This window comes from Streptomyces montanisoli, assembly GCF_017813245.1.
GTDB classification, from domain to species: Bacteria; Actinomycetota; Actinomycetes; order Streptomycetales; family Streptomycetaceae; genus Streptomyces; species Streptomyces montanisoli.
Genome location: NZ_JAGIQL010000351.1, coordinates 1 through 1,617 on the forward strand (window position 1 = coordinate 1; position 1,617 = coordinate 1,617).

Genomic DNA, 1,617 nt, shown 5'->3' on the forward strand with positions numbered 1-1,617 from the left:
GGAGGCGCCGCCCAGTCGGCGGGCAGCGGGGCCCCCTGGCCGGCCGGCTGGAAGCCGCTGCCCGCGGGCAGCCCCGGCACGGCCAGCGGCGCGCCGGACGGCGGCGGCGGAGTGGCCCGGCCGTCGTACCCGGCGGAGCCCGGGGCCCCGTTCGACCCGTTCGGACCGGCGGGCCCGCTCCCGGAGGAGTCCCCCGAGGCGTTCTGCGTGTACCAGGCGGGCGGGGTGTAGTCGATGGTGAACTCACCCGTCAGCTCGGGCTCCGCGTCGGACTGATCGTCCGCGGGCGGCACGCTCCAGCCGTCGCGGAACTCGTCCCGATCGCCGTTCACTTTGCCTCCTGCGTGTGGTCGAGCACCCTTGTGCCGTCGTGGGTGGGGGCGACGGATGTCCTGCCTCGTGTCCGGCTCGCCCGGCTCTCCCCCTGGCGACGCGGCTGCCCTGCCCGCAGGTACCTGCCGCGCCCGTACCCACCCTAATCGTCGTCGGCGCACCTGCGGCAGGCCAGATCGAGGAGCGGCGTCCGGGTCCGCCGCCTCACGCGCCGTGCCCAAGTGGGTGTCACACGGCGGCCGATGACCATCGGCGTGGAGCAAATCGGCACATGAGCCGACATGGTGGTGCGCTCTCGTGGAGCTCGTGGAGAAAGAGGCACAGGAACGGCACGCGGAGTTGTCACCCGCGGAGGCCTCCGGCGGCACACGGGGAAGCCGGCTGTCGCGCGCTCTCGGCCGCCGAGCCGCCAGGGTCGGTCCTCACCGTCCCCTGGGGATCCCAGGCGGCCACGCCCGTGCCGCCGGGCTGGCCGAGCCAGCGGCGCACGCGGCCTCAGGAGCAGCGGCGCGGCGCGCCGCCGCGCGTCAGTCCATCCTGCGTGCCCCGCCCAGCAGCCCTGTCTCCGCGTCCGTCGGCTGCGTCATCACGAACTGCCGGTCCCGTTCCGTGCACCAAAGGGTGACCCCGTCGGCGAGCGTCGTCAGCGCCGCGGCCTCCCCCTGCGGCAGGCCCATGATCCGGCCGATCTGCTCGCCCTCGTCCGGTGACACCCGCTGGACGCCGACGAGGTCCGACTTGCGCATCAGGCGCGGCGCCACGGGGCTCAGATAGGGCAGCAGTGTGACGACCGACTGCCAGGGCGCCGAGACCACACGCCCGCGCGGCGGCCGCATCCCGCAGTCCCGCACGATCACGACCGGGCTGCCCGCCGAGGCGCCCTGCGGCGGCACCCGGCCCACGTCGTGCAGGGTGATGCACGGCTGGCCGCCCCCCGCTGCCTGGGCCAGCGCCGCCCACACCTGCGTCCTGCCGGTCTCGACGGCGACCCGCGCGCCGGTGGCCGCCGCGCGCAACGCGAGGATCTGCGCCGTCCACAGGCCGCCGATCAGTGTGACGTCGTACGGCGCGGGCCTGTTGACGCCGAGCACCGCGGGCCTGCTGTTCGCGTCGACGCCGATCATCACGCCGTCGTCACCCACGGGGAGGGCGAGCGACTCCAGCTGGTCGAGCGAGAGCGCGTGCCGCTCACGGCGCGGGCCGATCAGGCCGAAGCCGATACGCGGCCTGCCGCCCGACGGCCGCGCCGGCCGCTCGACGCGCCGCGGCCTGGCGGGCGCCCCG

General features: G+C 75.9%; 2 protein-coding genes. Both read right to left on the reverse strand.

The features are described 5' to 3' along the window. Positions 1–332: SCO5717 family growth-regulating ATPase (locus JFN87_RS33095; RefSeq protein WP_307865691.1), on the reverse strand; the 332-nt coding region annotated here is incomplete at its 3' end. Between the two features lie 528 nt (positions 333–860). Then, entirely contained in the window at positions 861–1,553 is a 693-nt protein-coding gene (locus JFN87_RS33100; protein ID WP_209346205.1) for a hypothetical protein, read from the reverse strand. Positions 1,554–1,617 lie beyond the last annotated feature (64 nt).